Source organism: Psychrobacter sp. Pi2-51 (genome assembly GCF_904846665.1).
Lineage (GTDB): Bacteria > Pseudomonadota > Gammaproteobacteria > Pseudomonadales > Moraxellaceae > Psychrobacter > Psychrobacter glaciei.
The window spans coordinates 1-14,428 of the sequence record NZ_CAJHBP010000013.1 but is presented as its reverse complement, the minus strand read 5'-3'; the positions used below and the strand labels follow the sequence as shown (position 1 = coordinate 14,428).

At 43.1% G+C, this 14,428-nt stretch carries 11 protein-coding genes; 6 read left to right on the top strand and 5 right to left on the bottom strand.

Annotated features, from left to right (window positions below; genetic code table 11):
- Positions 1 to 35: 35 nt before the first annotated feature.
- Together JMY08_RS08425 and mmsB are read left to right on the top strand one after the other, a co-directional pair.
- A complete protein-coding gene (locus JMY08_RS08425; protein WP_201592847.1) occupies positions 36 to 1,268 on the top strand; it encodes an enoyl-CoA hydratase/isomerase family protein in 1,233 nt (410 codons plus the stop codon).
- 128 nt (positions 1,269 to 1,396) lie between these two features.
- Positions 1,397 to 2,332, top strand: coding sequence for a 3-hydroxyisobutyrate dehydrogenase (gene mmsB / locus JMY08_RS08420; RefSeq protein ID WP_201592846.1), 936 nt, complete (start codon positions 1,397 to 1,399; stop codon positions 2,330 to 2,332).
- An 88-nt stretch (positions 2,333 to 2,420) separates the two neighbouring features.
- Here the strand turns inward: mmsB and JMY08_RS08415 are convergent, their stop codons facing one another.
- Entirely contained in the window at positions 2,421 to 3,179 is a 759-nt protein-coding gene (locus tag JMY08_RS08415; protein ID WP_194619914.1) for an IclR family transcriptional regulator, read from the bottom strand.
- 590 nt (positions 3,180 to 3,769) lie between these two features.
- Here JMY08_RS08415 and JMY08_RS08410 point away from each other — a divergent pair.
- Positions 3,770 to 4,651, top strand: coding sequence for a hypothetical protein (locus JMY08_RS08410; RefSeq protein WP_201592845.1), 882 nt, complete (start codon positions 3,770 to 3,772; stop codon positions 4,649 to 4,651).
- Positions 4,652 to 4,771: 120 nt separating this feature from the next.
- Here the strand turns inward: JMY08_RS08410 and JMY08_RS08405 are convergent, their stop codons facing one another.
- The 3 genes from JMY08_RS08405 to JMY08_RS08395 all read right to left on the bottom strand — a co-directional run bounded on the left by JMY08_RS08405 (position 4,772) and on the right by JMY08_RS08395 (position 7,069).
- The gene (locus tag JMY08_RS08405) at positions 4,772 to 5,566 is read right to left on the bottom strand and encodes a 4'-phosphopantetheinyl transferase family protein (RefSeq protein ID WP_201592844.1); all 795 of its coding nucleotides are present in this window, start codon (positions 5,564 to 5,566) and stop codon (positions 4,772 to 4,774) included.
- Positions 5,567 to 5,738: 172 nt separating this feature from the next.
- A complete protein-coding gene (pal, locus tag JMY08_RS08400; RefSeq protein ID WP_201592843.1) occupies positions 5,739 to 6,257 on the bottom strand; it encodes a peptidoglycan-associated lipoprotein Pal in 519 nt (172 codons plus the stop codon).
- 170 nt (positions 6,258 to 6,427) lie between these two features.
- Positions 6,428 to 7,069, bottom strand: a complete 642-nt coding sequence (locus JMY08_RS08395) for a DUF6231 family protein (protein WP_201592842.1) — start codon at positions 7,067 to 7,069, stop codon at positions 6,428 to 6,430.
- A gap of 480 nt (positions 7,070 to 7,549) precedes the next feature.
- Here JMY08_RS08395 and pepN point away from each other — a divergent pair, with 480 nt between their 5' ends.
- Positions 7,550 to 10,150 carry an aminopeptidase N gene (pepN, locus tag JMY08_RS08390; RefSeq protein ID WP_201592903.1) on the top strand — a complete coding sequence of 867 codons (2,601 nt, stop codon included), beginning with the start codon at positions 7,550 to 7,552 and terminating at the stop codon, positions 10,148 to 10,150.
- Between the two features lie 174 nt (positions 10,151 to 10,324).
- Here the strand turns inward: pepN and JMY08_RS08385 are convergent, their stop codons facing one another.
- Entirely contained in the window at positions 10,325 to 11,407 is a 1,083-nt protein-coding gene (locus tag JMY08_RS08385; RefSeq protein WP_010201135.1) for a 3-deoxy-7-phosphoheptulonate synthase, read from the bottom strand.
- Positions 11,408 to 11,827: 420 nt separating this feature from the next.
- Here JMY08_RS08385 and lpxB point away from each other — a divergent pair, with 420 nt between their 5' ends.
- Both lpxB and JMY08_RS08375 read left to right on the top strand, forming a co-directional pair.
- Complete coding sequence (gene lpxB, locus JMY08_RS08380) at positions 11,828 to 13,147, top strand: lipid-A-disaccharide synthase (protein ID WP_201592841.1); 1,320 nt, start codon at positions 11,828 to 11,830, stop codon at positions 13,145 to 13,147.
- A 212-nt stretch (positions 13,148 to 13,359) separates the two neighbouring features.
- A complete protein-coding gene (locus tag JMY08_RS08375) occupies positions 13,360 to 14,208 on the top strand; it encodes a ribonuclease HII (protein ID WP_201592840.1) in 849 nt (282 codons plus the stop codon).
- Positions 14,209 to 14,428 lie beyond the last annotated feature (220 nt).

Genomic DNA, 14,428 nt, shown 5'->3' with positions numbered 1-14,428 from the left:
TACTTTACTCATTTTAATTTTGGTAGGTCTCTTTTATGACAGCAGCAACAGAAAACACAGAACAAGCAGCGCCTGTATTGTTTGATACTGAGCCGACAGAGTGTGGCCATCTCATTGGTATCATGACGTTAAATACCCCAAAATCACTCAATGCCTTAAGTGTTGAGATGTGTCAATTGTTATCACAACAGTTAGAGCAATGGAAAAGTGATGAGCAAGTAGTGGCGATACTATTAAAAGGAGCAGGCGATAAGGCGTTTTGTGCTGGCGGGGATATCCGCAAGCTTTATGACAGTATGTCGGAAACTGCGCCAATGCCAAACCCTTATGCGACTGAGTTTTTCAGCCATGAATATCGTCTATACCGCCAAATGCACTTTTATACTAAGCCATTAATACTATGGGGTGACGGCATTATTATGGGCGGTGGTATGGGATTGATGTCAGGTTGCAGCCATCGTCTGGTCACCGAGCGTACTCGCTTTGCGATGCCAGAAGTGACCATTGGACTGTTCCCCGATGCTTCTGGCAGTTGGTTTTTGCAGCGTATGCCAGCCAAAGCAGGTTTGTTCTTAGGGCTAACGGGTGCGATGTGTAACGGCAACGACGCAATGTTGGCTAACCTTGCAGAGTATGCTGTCGCCAGTAGTGATTATGATGTCGTCATACAACGTTTAAGACAGAGCGATTGGCAGGTTGCAGCTAGTAGTACGGATAAATGCGATAACAATAGCGCCTACAGTATCGTTAGCCGCGCACTGGCATCACAGCCTGTTGCCGAGTTGACTGCTAGTAAGCTAGCAACATACTGGCAGCCTATCCAGCAGTTGATGAATAGCGGCGGTCTAGGCGATATTGATGCGCTCCTACAAAGCGACGAGGCATTGGCAAATCTAGATGCAAACTTTGCTGAAGATAGCTGGACGCAGCGAGCAGTGACTACTTATCGCCAAGGTTGCCCAGTTACTGTTGCTTTGACCTATGCGCTTTATCATAAAGTCACAGATTTATCGATAGAGCAGGTTCTATATTTAGAAACCAATGTGGCGGTGCATTGTGCGGCCAATCCTGACTTTAGAGAAGGCGTACGTGCGCTATTGATTGATAAAGATCGCAATCCGCAATGGTCGCGTTCATTAGCCGACTGTCTCAGTACCGAAGGTCAGAATTACATTCATCAGCACTTTGTGAACCCTTATTCTAAAGGCGAGCATCCCTTGGGCAATTGGTTGGGTGATGAGGCAGCAGGCAATCAGCTGGTGCGTTAAAGACTGGATGTGTCAATTCAATATAAATATTAAATATAAATTAAACTCAAATGAACAGCGTACAACTATATATGTAGCAAGCAATGCCTGCACGTATGATCAATACTTAACCATCAAGGAATGATGAGATGAATACAAAGGATGTAAATGCCACTGGTAGCGATACTACTAAGCCAAATATCGCTTTTATTGGGCTTGGTAATATGGGCGCACCGATGGCAGAAAACTTGTTAAAAGCAGGTTATGCGTTATCTGTCTATGATTTGTCTGAGGACGCGACTCAGCGCTTACAGCAAGCGGGTGCCAGCGTGGCTGATAGCCCGAAAGATGCTGCAAACAATGCCCAAGTCGTCATTAGTATGTTACCAGCTGGCAAGCACGTCCATTCTGTCTATCTTGGAGATAGTGGTCTGCTGGCGAATTTACCAAAAGGCACCTTGGTCATCGATAGCAGTACGATAGCTGCAGCTGATGCAAGGACAGTGGCAGAGGCGGCAAGTGAGCTTGGCATCGACTTCCTAGATGCGCCAGTCTCAGGCGGTACGGGCGGCGCTATTGCAGGCAGTTTGACTTTCATCGTAGGCGGCAGTGCTGATGCGTTTGCCAAAGCAGAGCCAATACTAGCCGTTATGGGCAAAAACATCTTTCATGCAGGTGACCACGGTGCCGGACAAGTCGCAAAAATCTGTAATAACATGCTGTTAGGTATTCTCATGGCAGGGACGGCAGAGGCGATCAATTTGGGTGTCAAAAACGGCTTAGATCCAAAAGTGCTGTCAGATATTATGCTACAAAGCTCAGGTCGTAACTGGACACTAGAAGTCTACAACCCTTATCCGCAAGTGATGGAAAATGTGCCATCCAGTAATGGTTATAAAGGCGGCTTTATGAGTAAGCTGATGCAAAAAGATCTGAATCTTGCGATGCAAACCGCTCAGGACACCAATGTTGAGACACCAATGGGTGCCAAGGCGACAGAGCTGTATGAAGCTCACACAGTAGAGAATGGTGATAGGGATTTTTCTAGCATCATGGGTCGTCATGACGCATCGTTGCTGTCTTAGAAATACCAAGACTTATAGATAAAAAAAGGTCTGCGCTATAATACTAGCGCAGACCTTTTTTTGAGTCTGGTTTTGATTGTCAATGTTGTTAACTTTGCAGGTCATATACTAGCGTCTGTACGTCCTGCGCGGCCTTTCGCAGTCGTGGTACATGGGTCAACAGCTCGTCTAGCGACACGCGTATGGTTGGTGCATGCAAATAGAGAGAAGCCAGATAGCGTGACTTCTTGTCCAATATAGGCACAGCGACTGCCACCATCTCAGAGATAAACTCCTCGTTGTCGATGCCGATACCAGTATCAGCGATACGATCAAGCTCAGCATTCAATGCATCAATATCGGTGATAGTGTTTTTGGTGAACTTATCTAGTGGCAAACCTTGCAATATTTTATGACGGCTAGTATGAGACAACTGGCTCAAATATAGCTTACCTGTCGCTGTACACCACATGGGTGATTTTGCCCCTACAGGGAGGTAAATCTGCAATGGTAAGGTCGTTTGTGCACGGTTGGTATAAATCATATCCATATGATAGGGAATACCAATCCCGCAACTTTCTTTAATTTCGTTAACCAGCTTTTGCAGGATCATCTGCCTTTCATTAAAGAACAGTCGTTGTTGCCAGAGCTCAACACTCAGATTACGTACCCGCTTACCAGGAATAATACCGCCACCAATATCAACGGTCAAAAAACCATCATCAACTAAGTTTTGAATTAATCTATGGATGGTCGGTTTAGGAATGTCTAGTTCCTGTGAGAGCTCAAGTGGAGAAAGCGGTTTTGAAGCATAGGACACCGCTTCTATAATTTCTAGTACACGGGTAATCGACGATACTTTAGGCATATGTATGGCTCAGTAGGAGTAAAGAAATAAAGCAGACAGCATCACAAGATTTTCATAAATAAGATAAATAGTGACATTACTGACGTTCTATAACAAATCTATCATAACAACTAATTTAGCATAATATTCGGTTGAGGCAAGCGTTAGTCTCGTTATATGAGATCATTTATATCGTTTTATTTGTTAGCGTGAATTTTTATATAAGTAATAAAAGATACGTCAACTCACAAATCACAACAAATGGTAGTAATAAGCTAACTAACTACTATTGAGTTGGTTCAGCGGCTCATTCATCATAATGACATATTTTGTAATACCATCACATGAATATTAAGCCAGCTGATATTCATGTCTGTGCTCTTGAGTTACTTTGAGAGCGTTGTGTAACAGGAACATGAAGTTTTGCGGGTTAGTGTAGTAATTATTACAATTTCTATGCAATCTTTACATAATGGCAAATAAAAAGCGCGTCAATAGGGGTGACTTTTTGAGTCAAAATTGTTTTAATCTGCTCAACAAAATGGTGGTTTAAAAAAAGCTAAATTATCATTTTTTACGGGCGAGTTATTTCACACTTTAGGAGAGTAATTATGAAACTTATTAAATTATCTGCAATCTCTGCTGCTATCTTAGCATCAACTGCAGCTTTAGCTGCTCAACCTGTTATCGTTGTTGACAGTGCTGATGCCGTCGTATACGAAGCTGAGCCTGTAGCTGTTGCTTACCAAGCTGAGCCTGCTTATGCATACAATGCTGATGCTGGTATGGTACGTAACACGACTGGTGCAGTTGTTGGTGGTACTAAAACTTTCTTTCAAACAGCTGTTAATCCAGCCGCTGTTAGCGCTGAAGTTGGTACACTAGGTTATGGTGCTAACGTTGCTTGGGCAATGAATGACAAAACTGAACTACAAGCCGGTTGGGCAGGTGGTGATGTAGCTGACCTTTTCGGCGGTGACTTCGATGCTAACGGCGTAAACTACGACGTTGATTCTGATTTCAGCAACCCATACCTAGGCGTACAACTACGTCCTGCTGCTAACTGGTTTACTATGGGTGCTGGTATCATCGTACCTGACAACGATATCGACGTGACTGCTAATGCGGATGGTGGCATAAGCGGTTTTTATGAAGTGGATGACATTAAATATGATGCAAACAATGTCACCCTTGAAGGTACACTAGAGCACCGTAACAAGTTGGCACCTTATGCTACTATCGGCTTCCGCCCTAACATTAGCAAGAACTGGGGTGTGTTCGGTGAGATCGGTGCAGCATATATGGGTAAAACTGATGCTACTATCACTAGCTTAAATCCTAATCAAGCTCTTCTTGCAGAAGATTCTAACGGTACTCCTATTGTAGGACTTACTGGTAAAGATTTAGCAGCATCAGCAGAGCAAGAACTTGAAGAAGAAAACTACCTAGAGTGGTTACCAATTGTTAAACTTGGTGCAACTTACCGTTTCTAATCTAATCACAGTCTAAGCACTGTATTTAGATTAAGCGTAAAAAAAGGCGACCTTCGGGTCGCTTTTTTTCGTTTAAAATAAAGAGGAAGTCTTATCTGTGGAGATTGTTGCAAATATTATTTAAAAAACAATAACAGTTTGCTGAGAGGGCAAAACGACAATGTGATAGTTAGCCTTATTATCGCTGATGACAGATAAAGCAGTATTTTCATTGATGATGTTGATCAGGCTAGGTATTAAGTAGGAATAATCTATTCCTAAGCCTTGTGCCAACTTATACTGATAAACCTTGATAAAACTTTCTTTTATTTGCCATAGCAGTTTAGTGAGAGCATTACGCTCACTTGTGGGTAATGCTTGTAAGGCAGCAGTTTCATGAGGATGATAAAAACGCTGCGCCACATGCCATGCAACCTCATTGGTCTCTATATCGATCCCCACGGCATGACGACGACTGATGACTACTGCGATATAATTGCTTGGGGTTATATTATTGTTATGCTCAGAATCTTTACCGATATCACTTCGATGACCCATATCTGTATGACTGAAACATACATAATGTTGACTCTCAACCAGTCGATAGGGGAAGCTTGATTCATTTAAGATATCAGTGATTTCTAACTTATTGAGTAAGCCTTTTAGCAGTAACCGAACGCCTTTACGCTGCCGTTGACGTTGGTTGTGAGCAACTTCTTTTACGGATAACTGGCTTTGCAAGGGATAGTAATACCAGTTAATACGAGGTATCTTATGAAAATCCGTATCTAAGGTATGGGAAACTGATAAGCGTGTCGATTTACCCCATATAGCTTTAGTGTTTACATACAGCGGTTCGCTCACCTGTGCGGTTGCGCACCATGTCATCGGATCGAGCTGGGTGTACTGAATATGAGTTAACGGTAAGGTTGGCATTGTTTATATTTAATAATCATTAATGGGTTAGCTATTTTTAGCATAAAAAGCTTGGAAATGAGGGATTCCGTTATCTTAGCGCAATAAAAACTCAAAAGCCCAGCAATATTAATATTACTGGGCTTTTATAAAGCGAATGACGCTTTATTGATTGTTATCAGTTGTACCGGTTTTAGTAAGACAATTCAGCACGGCGATTCTGTGCATAGGCGTCTTCAGTATTGCCGGTAGCAGCAGGACGCTCTTCACCATAACTGATGACACGGATATTGTTAACAGCAACACCTTGAGCAGCAAGGTAGTTACGTGCTGCTTGGGCACGACGTTCACCAAGGGCGATATTGTATTCACGGCTACCGCGCTCATCGGTATGACCAGCGATAACAACACCAGCGGCTGGGTTTGAGCTCAACAAGCCTGCGTGTTGGTTCAAGACGCTTGCCGCTTGTGAGGTGATTTCACTGCTGTCAAAGCCAAAGTAAACAACCGCTTGCAGATTCTCAGCACCAGTAATAACCGCGCTTGAATTGTCTACAATCACGGCACCGTTGTAGCCGACTTGACCACCTGGGATGCCTAATGGCGCAACCACGACTTCAGAGGTAGTACGTTTAGTCGCACAACCAGTGGTTATTGCAACGGCGCTTGATAGTACAGCGAGGACAGCGATCTTAGAAAAACTGATTGACATGATGAGCTCCTGAAATTTTAATAAAATTTGTTGTTCTGAACTGCTAATGATAAAAATTAGGCAATTATCATCTATCATATACTAAATGTTACTTTATGTAAGTAGTATTACTGTAAACAATCTATAAATTACATAACCGGCTCTACAGTATTCAAATAACCTTTCGACTTCTACCAGCGATGCTTGCCCCAGTTTTCAGGATTGGCCCAGTAGTCAGCGTTCAGCCAGTTGGGTAATTGCTTATAGTCGTACAAATTAAACTGCCATAGTGTTGGTAATGAGTCAGTTGACGAAGAGGCATGAATAGCATGGCTACCAGCGTCTTTCAAAGAAGGTTCGCTTAAAATATCAAATGGTGTAAAACCATAAGCTTTTAAGTCTAGGGTGCTATCGAGTGCAATCAGTAGGTGCGCGGCATAAAGATCACGATAGCGCATGAGCAATGGGATATATTGGGGCAGTAGCTCTGCTGATAAGGTTGGTAGCCAAAAGCAAGCGAGCTCATAACGTTCAGGGAGTTGCTGCTGGGTGAGTTCTGACAACGTTGATAAATGTGTTTTCCCTTTTTTATTATCGAGATTTTTTAGGGATGTTTGTAGTGCCAAACGTTCAGTTTTATCTTGCACAACCCATAACAGCTCGGAGCTGTCATTGGAGCTACCATCAGAGCTATCACTAGTCTGTCTAATAGCAGTTTGCTCAGGTGTTTCTGGTGTGCCTACCTGTATTGCTAACGATGGCAATAGTACATCAATGTAATCCATTAAAAGTGGTAAGGTAATGGTTGCGCGACTAGTAGGTTGCGTTGTCATAAAATAGGCCGTTTATCGATTGTTGGTGATCAGTGCCTCTATTAAATCATTTTCATTGATACTATCCAATTGATGATTGACGTTTTTGATCTTTGTTTTGGATGATAGGCGTAATAACCTGAAGGGTGGCTCTTGAAATTTGGCTGTTTAGGTCAATGTAGCTAGGGCATGTCATCATTTAGATTGTGAGGCTTAAAATGAGGAAAATTGCAGTCAAACAAGACAGGAATTGCCGTAAATATGAATATATTGACAAGATTGTTGACGATGTTTGGCAAAATTTAGCCATTTTAAGACCACTAAATGTATCAATGTGCTAATTGATGATAGGCCCTAAATGTCGCTATCATTCTAACAATCATAAAAATTGTGCTAATTGATTACCCGTTACAACGTAATTTATCATGCTTTTTACCATAAATAATAATAGGAATCCCTATGTCTACTGCTGAAACTAATGCTCAAATTATCAATCCTGACATGCCAGATGTGCCGCCGCATGCACCAAGTAAAATCAACTTAAAAGATTATAAAAAACCAAGCTTTGATGTGGAAACGGTTGATTTAGATATTAAGCTGTTCGAAGATCATGCGCAGGTAGACAGCACCCTAAAGATGGTACGTCAAACAGCAGGAGATCTCGTATTATTCGGTGAGGAGTTGGATCTAATCGCCGTTACGATGAATGGTAAGCCATTAACGGTTGAAGATTATCAACAGCAAGCAGGCACGTTGACGATTGCGAATGTACCTGATGAGCTTGTTTTAGAGATTCAAGTACGCATCTGCCCGCAGACCAATACCGCCCTAGAAGGACTTTATATGGCGGGTAGCGGCGACGACACCATGTTTGTGACTCAATGCGAGCCAGAAGGCTTTCGCAAGATTACTTTTTATCCAGATCGCCCTGATGTGCTCGCGATATTCACCACCCGTCTTGAGGCGGATAAGCGCTATCCGACACTACTAGCCAATGGGAACTTAGTTGAAGCAGGTGAGGTGGCCGATGCACCAGATCGTCATTATGCGATCTGGCACGATCCGACCAATAAACCAAGCTACCTGTTTGCCTGTGTCGTCGCTGATTTGGATGTATTGACGGATTCTTATACTACCAGCGAAGGTCGAGAAGTTTTGCTGGAAATATACGCCAAGTCTGCCGATATCGATAAGTGTGATGTCGGTATGCAAGCCCTAAAAGATTCTATGAAATGGGATGAGGTCAATTATGGTCGAGCCTATGATTTAGACCGCTATATGATTGTCGCCGTTAGTCAGTTTAATATGGGCGCGATGGAAAACAAGGGTCTCAATATTTTTAACACCGCTTGTGTGTTGTCTAGCCCTGAGACCACGACGGACTCGCGTAGCTTTAGTGTGAAAGCCATCATCGCGCATGAGTACTTTCATAACTGGACGGGCAATCGCATCACATGCCGTGATTGGTTCCAGTTGTGCTTGAAGGAAGGCCTTACCGTCTACCGTGATCAATCTTTTTCAGCCGATCAACAGTCAAGTGCCGTACAGCGTATTGATGATGTCGCGACTTTGCGTGCGCATCAGTTTGCTGAGGACGCAGGGCCGCTTGCACATCCTGTACGCCCTGAAAGTTTCGTCGAGATTAATAACTTTTATACGACGACCGTCTATGAAAAAGGCGCTGAAATCGTCCGTATGATTGCCAATACCTTGGGGGCAGATAACTTCCGTAAAGGTACGGATGAGTATTTCCGTCGTTACGATGGGCAAGCGGTTACCGTTGAGGACTTCTTGTCTGCGCTCAGTATTACTGATGATAAAATTGAAGACTTTATTGATTGGTATCGTCAGCCCGGTACACCAGTGGTGTCTGGTCATCAAGATTACGATAGCACCACGCAAACGTTAACCATTACTTTAAGTCAGCAAACCCGTCATGTTAGTGGTTTTGATGCGCCTAAACCTTTACCTATTCCCGTAGCGACCGCGTTATTTGACAAAGATTCTGGTGACATCATTACCGAGCGTATGCTGCTGCTCGATCAAGCAAAGCAAACCTTTGTCTTTGAAAATGTGGCTAGTGAGCCGGTCGTATCGCTGCTACGTGATTTCAGTGCGCCAGTCCAGCTTAATTATGATTATCAAGATGAAGATTTGGCATTTTTGCTTAAGCATGAAACCAATGGTTTTAACCGCTGGCAAGTGACACAAATGCTGGTAAATCGCATTTTACTACAGGGACGAGGCTCGAAAAGCAGTCCTGACGTCTATCTACAAGCAGTCGCCAAGACATTACCTACATTGGCTACTGACGATGCAATGTTGGCAGCGCGTTTGCTCGATATCCCATCCGCGCAAGAGCTGGCATCTGCTATTCATACAGATTACGACCCAGAATTGGTTAAACAACAGCGCGAAGGCTTATATCAACAGCTAGCAGATGCTTTAAAAAATCAATGGGCAACACTTTATAAACAGCTGCCCATGCAGTCTTATGAAGATAGTGCCGAGGCTCGTGGCACCCGTGCCTTGCGCAATGTGGTATTAGACATGGCATTGACGGCTAACGTTGATGGTGCCAATGAATGGGCACAGCAGCAGTATGATAATGCCAGCTGTATGACAGAGCGTTTCGGCGCGTTAAAGGTGATGGTCAATCATCAATTGGCAGATGCAAATGCCTATTTGGCAGACTTTTATAATCGCTTCCAAAATAATGATTTGGTCATCGATTTATGGTTTAGCGTGCAAGCATCAGCTGATACGGTCACTACTGAAGCTATCCAATCGCTGCTCACTCATACTGATTTTGATTGGAATACGCCTAATCGTGTGCGCTCAGTCATCAGTGCCTTTACCTCGCAGCCGACCGTCTTATGGACGGCAGAGGGTTTAGATATCTATATTGCTGTGATTAAAAAGTTGGATGATGCCAACCCGGTCTTAGCATCGCGTTTGTTGCAAGTGCTGGCACGCTGGAATACCTTGGCTGAGCCACGTCGTCAGATGGCGCATGATAAGCTGTTAGATTTACAGCAAGCCGTGTCTTCTAAACATGTGCTTGAAAGCTTAACGAGCGTACTAGGTGCCGCGAATAAGTAGGGTGGCTAGCTTAGGGCATATCCTCAATTTATCTCGTTTTCAAAGTGAGGACACGCCCTAAAAAAGCACATGATTTTATAAGTTAAAGCATAAAAAAAGCCCGTTTGACACTAATTATGTCAAACGGGCTTTTTGCTGAGTGGCTTAATAATGATTCATTATGGCCAATCGCCATTAACGGTTAGGCAATACATCTTTTACCATGTCACGTAGACTGTATAACGCAGTGACTGTGCTATCCCAATCTAAGCAACCATCGGTGATAGATTTACCATACTCAAGCTGGCTCAAATCAGCAGTAAGCTTTTGACTGCCGCCTTTTAGGTGACTCTCAATCATCATACCGATAATGGATTTGTTGCCATTTTGAATTTGCTCGGCGACGTTATTAATAACCATCGGCTGCAAGTACGGGTCTTTACCCGAGTTGGCATGGCTTGAATCAATCATAATCTTGCTATTGGTTTTGCCTTTTGCCAGCTCGTTTTCAACTTGCGCAACGGCTGTCTCATCATAGTTGGGCTTGCCATTACCACCGCGAAGTACCACGTGAGCGTAAGGGTTGCCTTTAGATTTGATGATAGAGACTTTGCCATCTGATGATAGCCCTAAGAAGCTATGGCCTTCTTTAACCGCTTGCATGGCGTTAACTGCGACTGTCATACCGCCGTCTGTACCGTTTTTGAAGCCAACTGGGCACGACAAGCCAGAGCTCATTTCGCGATGCGTTTGGCTTTCAGTGGTACGAGCGCCAATTGCTGACCAGCTGATCAAATCTTGCATGTACTGCGGGGTGTTTGGATCCAATGCTTCAGTCGCGCAAGGTAAGCCTTTTTCATTCAAATCAAGCAGTAACTTACGAGCGGTACGCAGACCCTTTTCGATATCAAAGCTGTCATTCATGTCAGGGTCGTTGATCATACCCTTCCAGCCGACCGTGGTACGTGGTTTTTCAAAATACACGCGCATCACAACAAATATGCTGTCTTCGATCTCTTTTGCCAATATAGCTAAGCGATCGGCATATTCGTGAGCGGCTTTGATATCGTGGATAGAGCAAGGACCAATGACCACAAACAGACGCTTGTCTTTACCGTCCAAAATATCTTGGATAGTGTTACGACCTTTTAAAACGGTTTTGTAGGCTTCTTCTGATAAAGGCAGCTCAGTTTTTAGCTCGTCGGGAGTGATCAAGGGAATAAATTTTTCAATATTCACGTCGTCAATATCTGCATTATGGGTAGCTGTAGTTGTCATGATTATATATCGTCTAGCTGATTTATAGGAATAATCATTATGAGGACAAAAGTGCTGGTTGACAAGGGCAGTCGTGCAGTTAATTGACTGATAACTGGAATGTCCAAACCAAAACTTAGTTATACTTGTATACACTTAGCGTTATATTTGAATTTCCAAATGCACGTTTAGCCTTTCGTTTTTCCGTCTATTAATAACGGTCAGTTAGATTTTTGGAAGCTTAACGCTCAGCTTTTATGCGTGAATTTAGCTATTTGTATCATCGTCACGTATGATAGCAACATCAACGATAGAAGCTTAAAGCCATGCAGGCTAATAATGTGTATCGGTCATAAGGCACTATCGCTGATTTGCTACGTTATATTTTATAATAACGGTTCATTTATTTTATTTGTATATTTCTAATATTGAGAGCTTGTCATGACAGATTCTGCTACGTCTCATCACCAGACTGACCTTATTCATCAAACAGAGACGGATTCTCAGGTACCTAATATAAATGCTGCACCGCTGGTGATAGCCATCGTTGCAGGTGAGGTATCTGGTGACAGTTTGGGTGCAGATTTTATGCAGCAGATGAACAACCTGCGTGATGATATCGTCTGGGTAGGTGTAGGTGGTACAAAAATGCAAGCGCAAGGATTGCAAAGTATTTTTCCATTAGAACGTCTAGCAGTGATGGGCTTGGTGGAAGTCATAGCACAGCTGCCAGATTTGCTGAAAGCGCGTCGCGAGCTATTGAGCGCATTTAAGACGGCCAATATTGACTGGTTTATCGGCATTGATGCGCCTGATTTTAATCTACGAGTCTCTAAAAAGCTAAAACCAAAAGGCGTCTTCTGTGTACAGTATGTGAGCCCTTCTATTTGGGCGTGGCGCGAGTCACGTATTCATAATATTAAAGCAGCGACCGACCTTGTGCTCTGCCTATTTCCGTTTGAGCTGCCAGTATATGAGCGCCATAATCATCCAGCGATATGTGTGGGTCATCCTTTATTACGTACTATTGATAAGGCATTGATAGAGACGCCCATCAATCAGAGGCGCAGTGAGTTGGTCTGGCACAACGATGGTTTGCAGCAGTTTTTTATTGAACGGTTTGATGACGTTAGCCAGCTTATTTGTGTGATGCCAGGCTCTCGGCGCGGCGAGATAACGGCTATTTTGCCTCTCATGCTGGATGGTATTCAAAAGCTCATATTGTTAGATCCAAAGCTGTGCTTTATCATTCCGACGGTCGATCAAAATCATCAATATATTGTCCAAGACGTCATTGACCAGCGCTCAGAGCAGCTGCGTGCCGCGATCGTTGTGGTCTATGATGACAGTCAACCAGCATTCAGTCAGCAGGCCATGGCTGCATCGGATATCGTGATGCTGGCGTCAGGTACGGCAACGTTAGAGGCGATGCTGCTTGAGCGTCCAATGGTGGTGGTGTATCAATTAAATCAGCTGACCTATCAGATCGCCAAGCGTCTGGTCAAAGTTCCTTATGTGGCGCTACCCAATATCCTAGCCGACACCGCCATCGTACCTGAGCTGATACAAGAGCAGGCGAGTGGCGATAATATCTGTCGTACCGTCATGCGTCTCTTGCAACCGCGTGCTTACGCAGAGCAATTGAAAGCGCTTGTCGCAACCAAACAGCTATTACAGCAGCAAAGCAATCATTACCCTGCTGATAGCGTAATTGAGCAATGGTTTGTGCGAGAAAAGACCAGCATAAGCAGTAAGGGATAATTGTTCATCATCTATCTTCACTACTCTAGTGCGTGTCTTCAATTAACTCGATAGTCATCTAAATGGGCTAAATCTTGCCAAACACCGTCAAATAGCTGGTTAATATCCCGATATTATCTGCGCTATTTTTCTTGTTTGACGGCAATTTATCTCATTTTTATCACCATTTTTGAAATGAAGACACGCCCTAATCAATAAGACAGCAAAAAATCATGAGCATTCAGAACGAAGTTAAAGATTTTATTATCCTGATTGACAGAAAAATTCAACAGATTGATATAAAATCTCAGTACATTGATTTAGCCGCGCCCATCCACTTATCTGGCCAAGTCAATATTGCTAATCTGCTGACCGAATATGCAATAAATACCCAACAGCCCATAGAACAATCAGTGTTGCAAATTGGTGTGGATGAAGCAGGGCGTGGTCCACTGCTGAGTAGTGTCAATGTTGCGGCGGCAATACTGCCTATGACTTGGGCAGGACTGATTGAGGCACAACCGTTAAAAGACACGCCTTTATCTATATTGACGGATTCTAAGCAGCTAAGCGAAAAAAAACGCGATATTCTTTATCCGTTGGTGCAGCAGCATGCCATAGGTTTCATCATCGCTGAAATACCAGCAGCAGTCATCGATCAGGTTAATATTTTACAAGCGACGATGCTCGGTATGCGCTTATGCACGGAAGTGTTGTTGGAAATTGTTGCCAAACATATAGCTACCTCTATGATGCAATTCGAGGTTTTGTTTGATGGTAATCGCTGCCCTAATATAGACTATGTGATGCTGGCCAAGTTAGGTATAGAAACTTCTGCAATTGACTGTCAAGCATGGGTAAAAGGAGACGCACGTCATACCAGCATTGCTGCAGCCAGTATATTGGCAAAAGTTAGCCGTGATACTGCCATGTATATGCTTGATACTGAGTACCCAGAATATGGTATTGCCAAACATAAAGGCTATCCGACCAAAGCGCATATAGAAGCGATTGAAAAATATGGTGTGTTGCCAGCTCATAGACGTAGCTTTGCACCAGTGCGAAAAGCGATAGACAATTGATATTAATCAAGAATAGCAAGTTATTAAAATAGTCTAAGTGTAAAAGACTAATGGAATATAAAAATAGAAACTGCTTACTGTGCTAGTAAGTAGGCGGGTTTTTGATAAAATAACGAGCGAAAGTTTATAAATTGTAATACAATATATCTTTTTTAATATAAAATCCTTTTAAATCAATAACTAATATTTAATTCTGGGTTTTATTTTTGCTAGTAAGTTA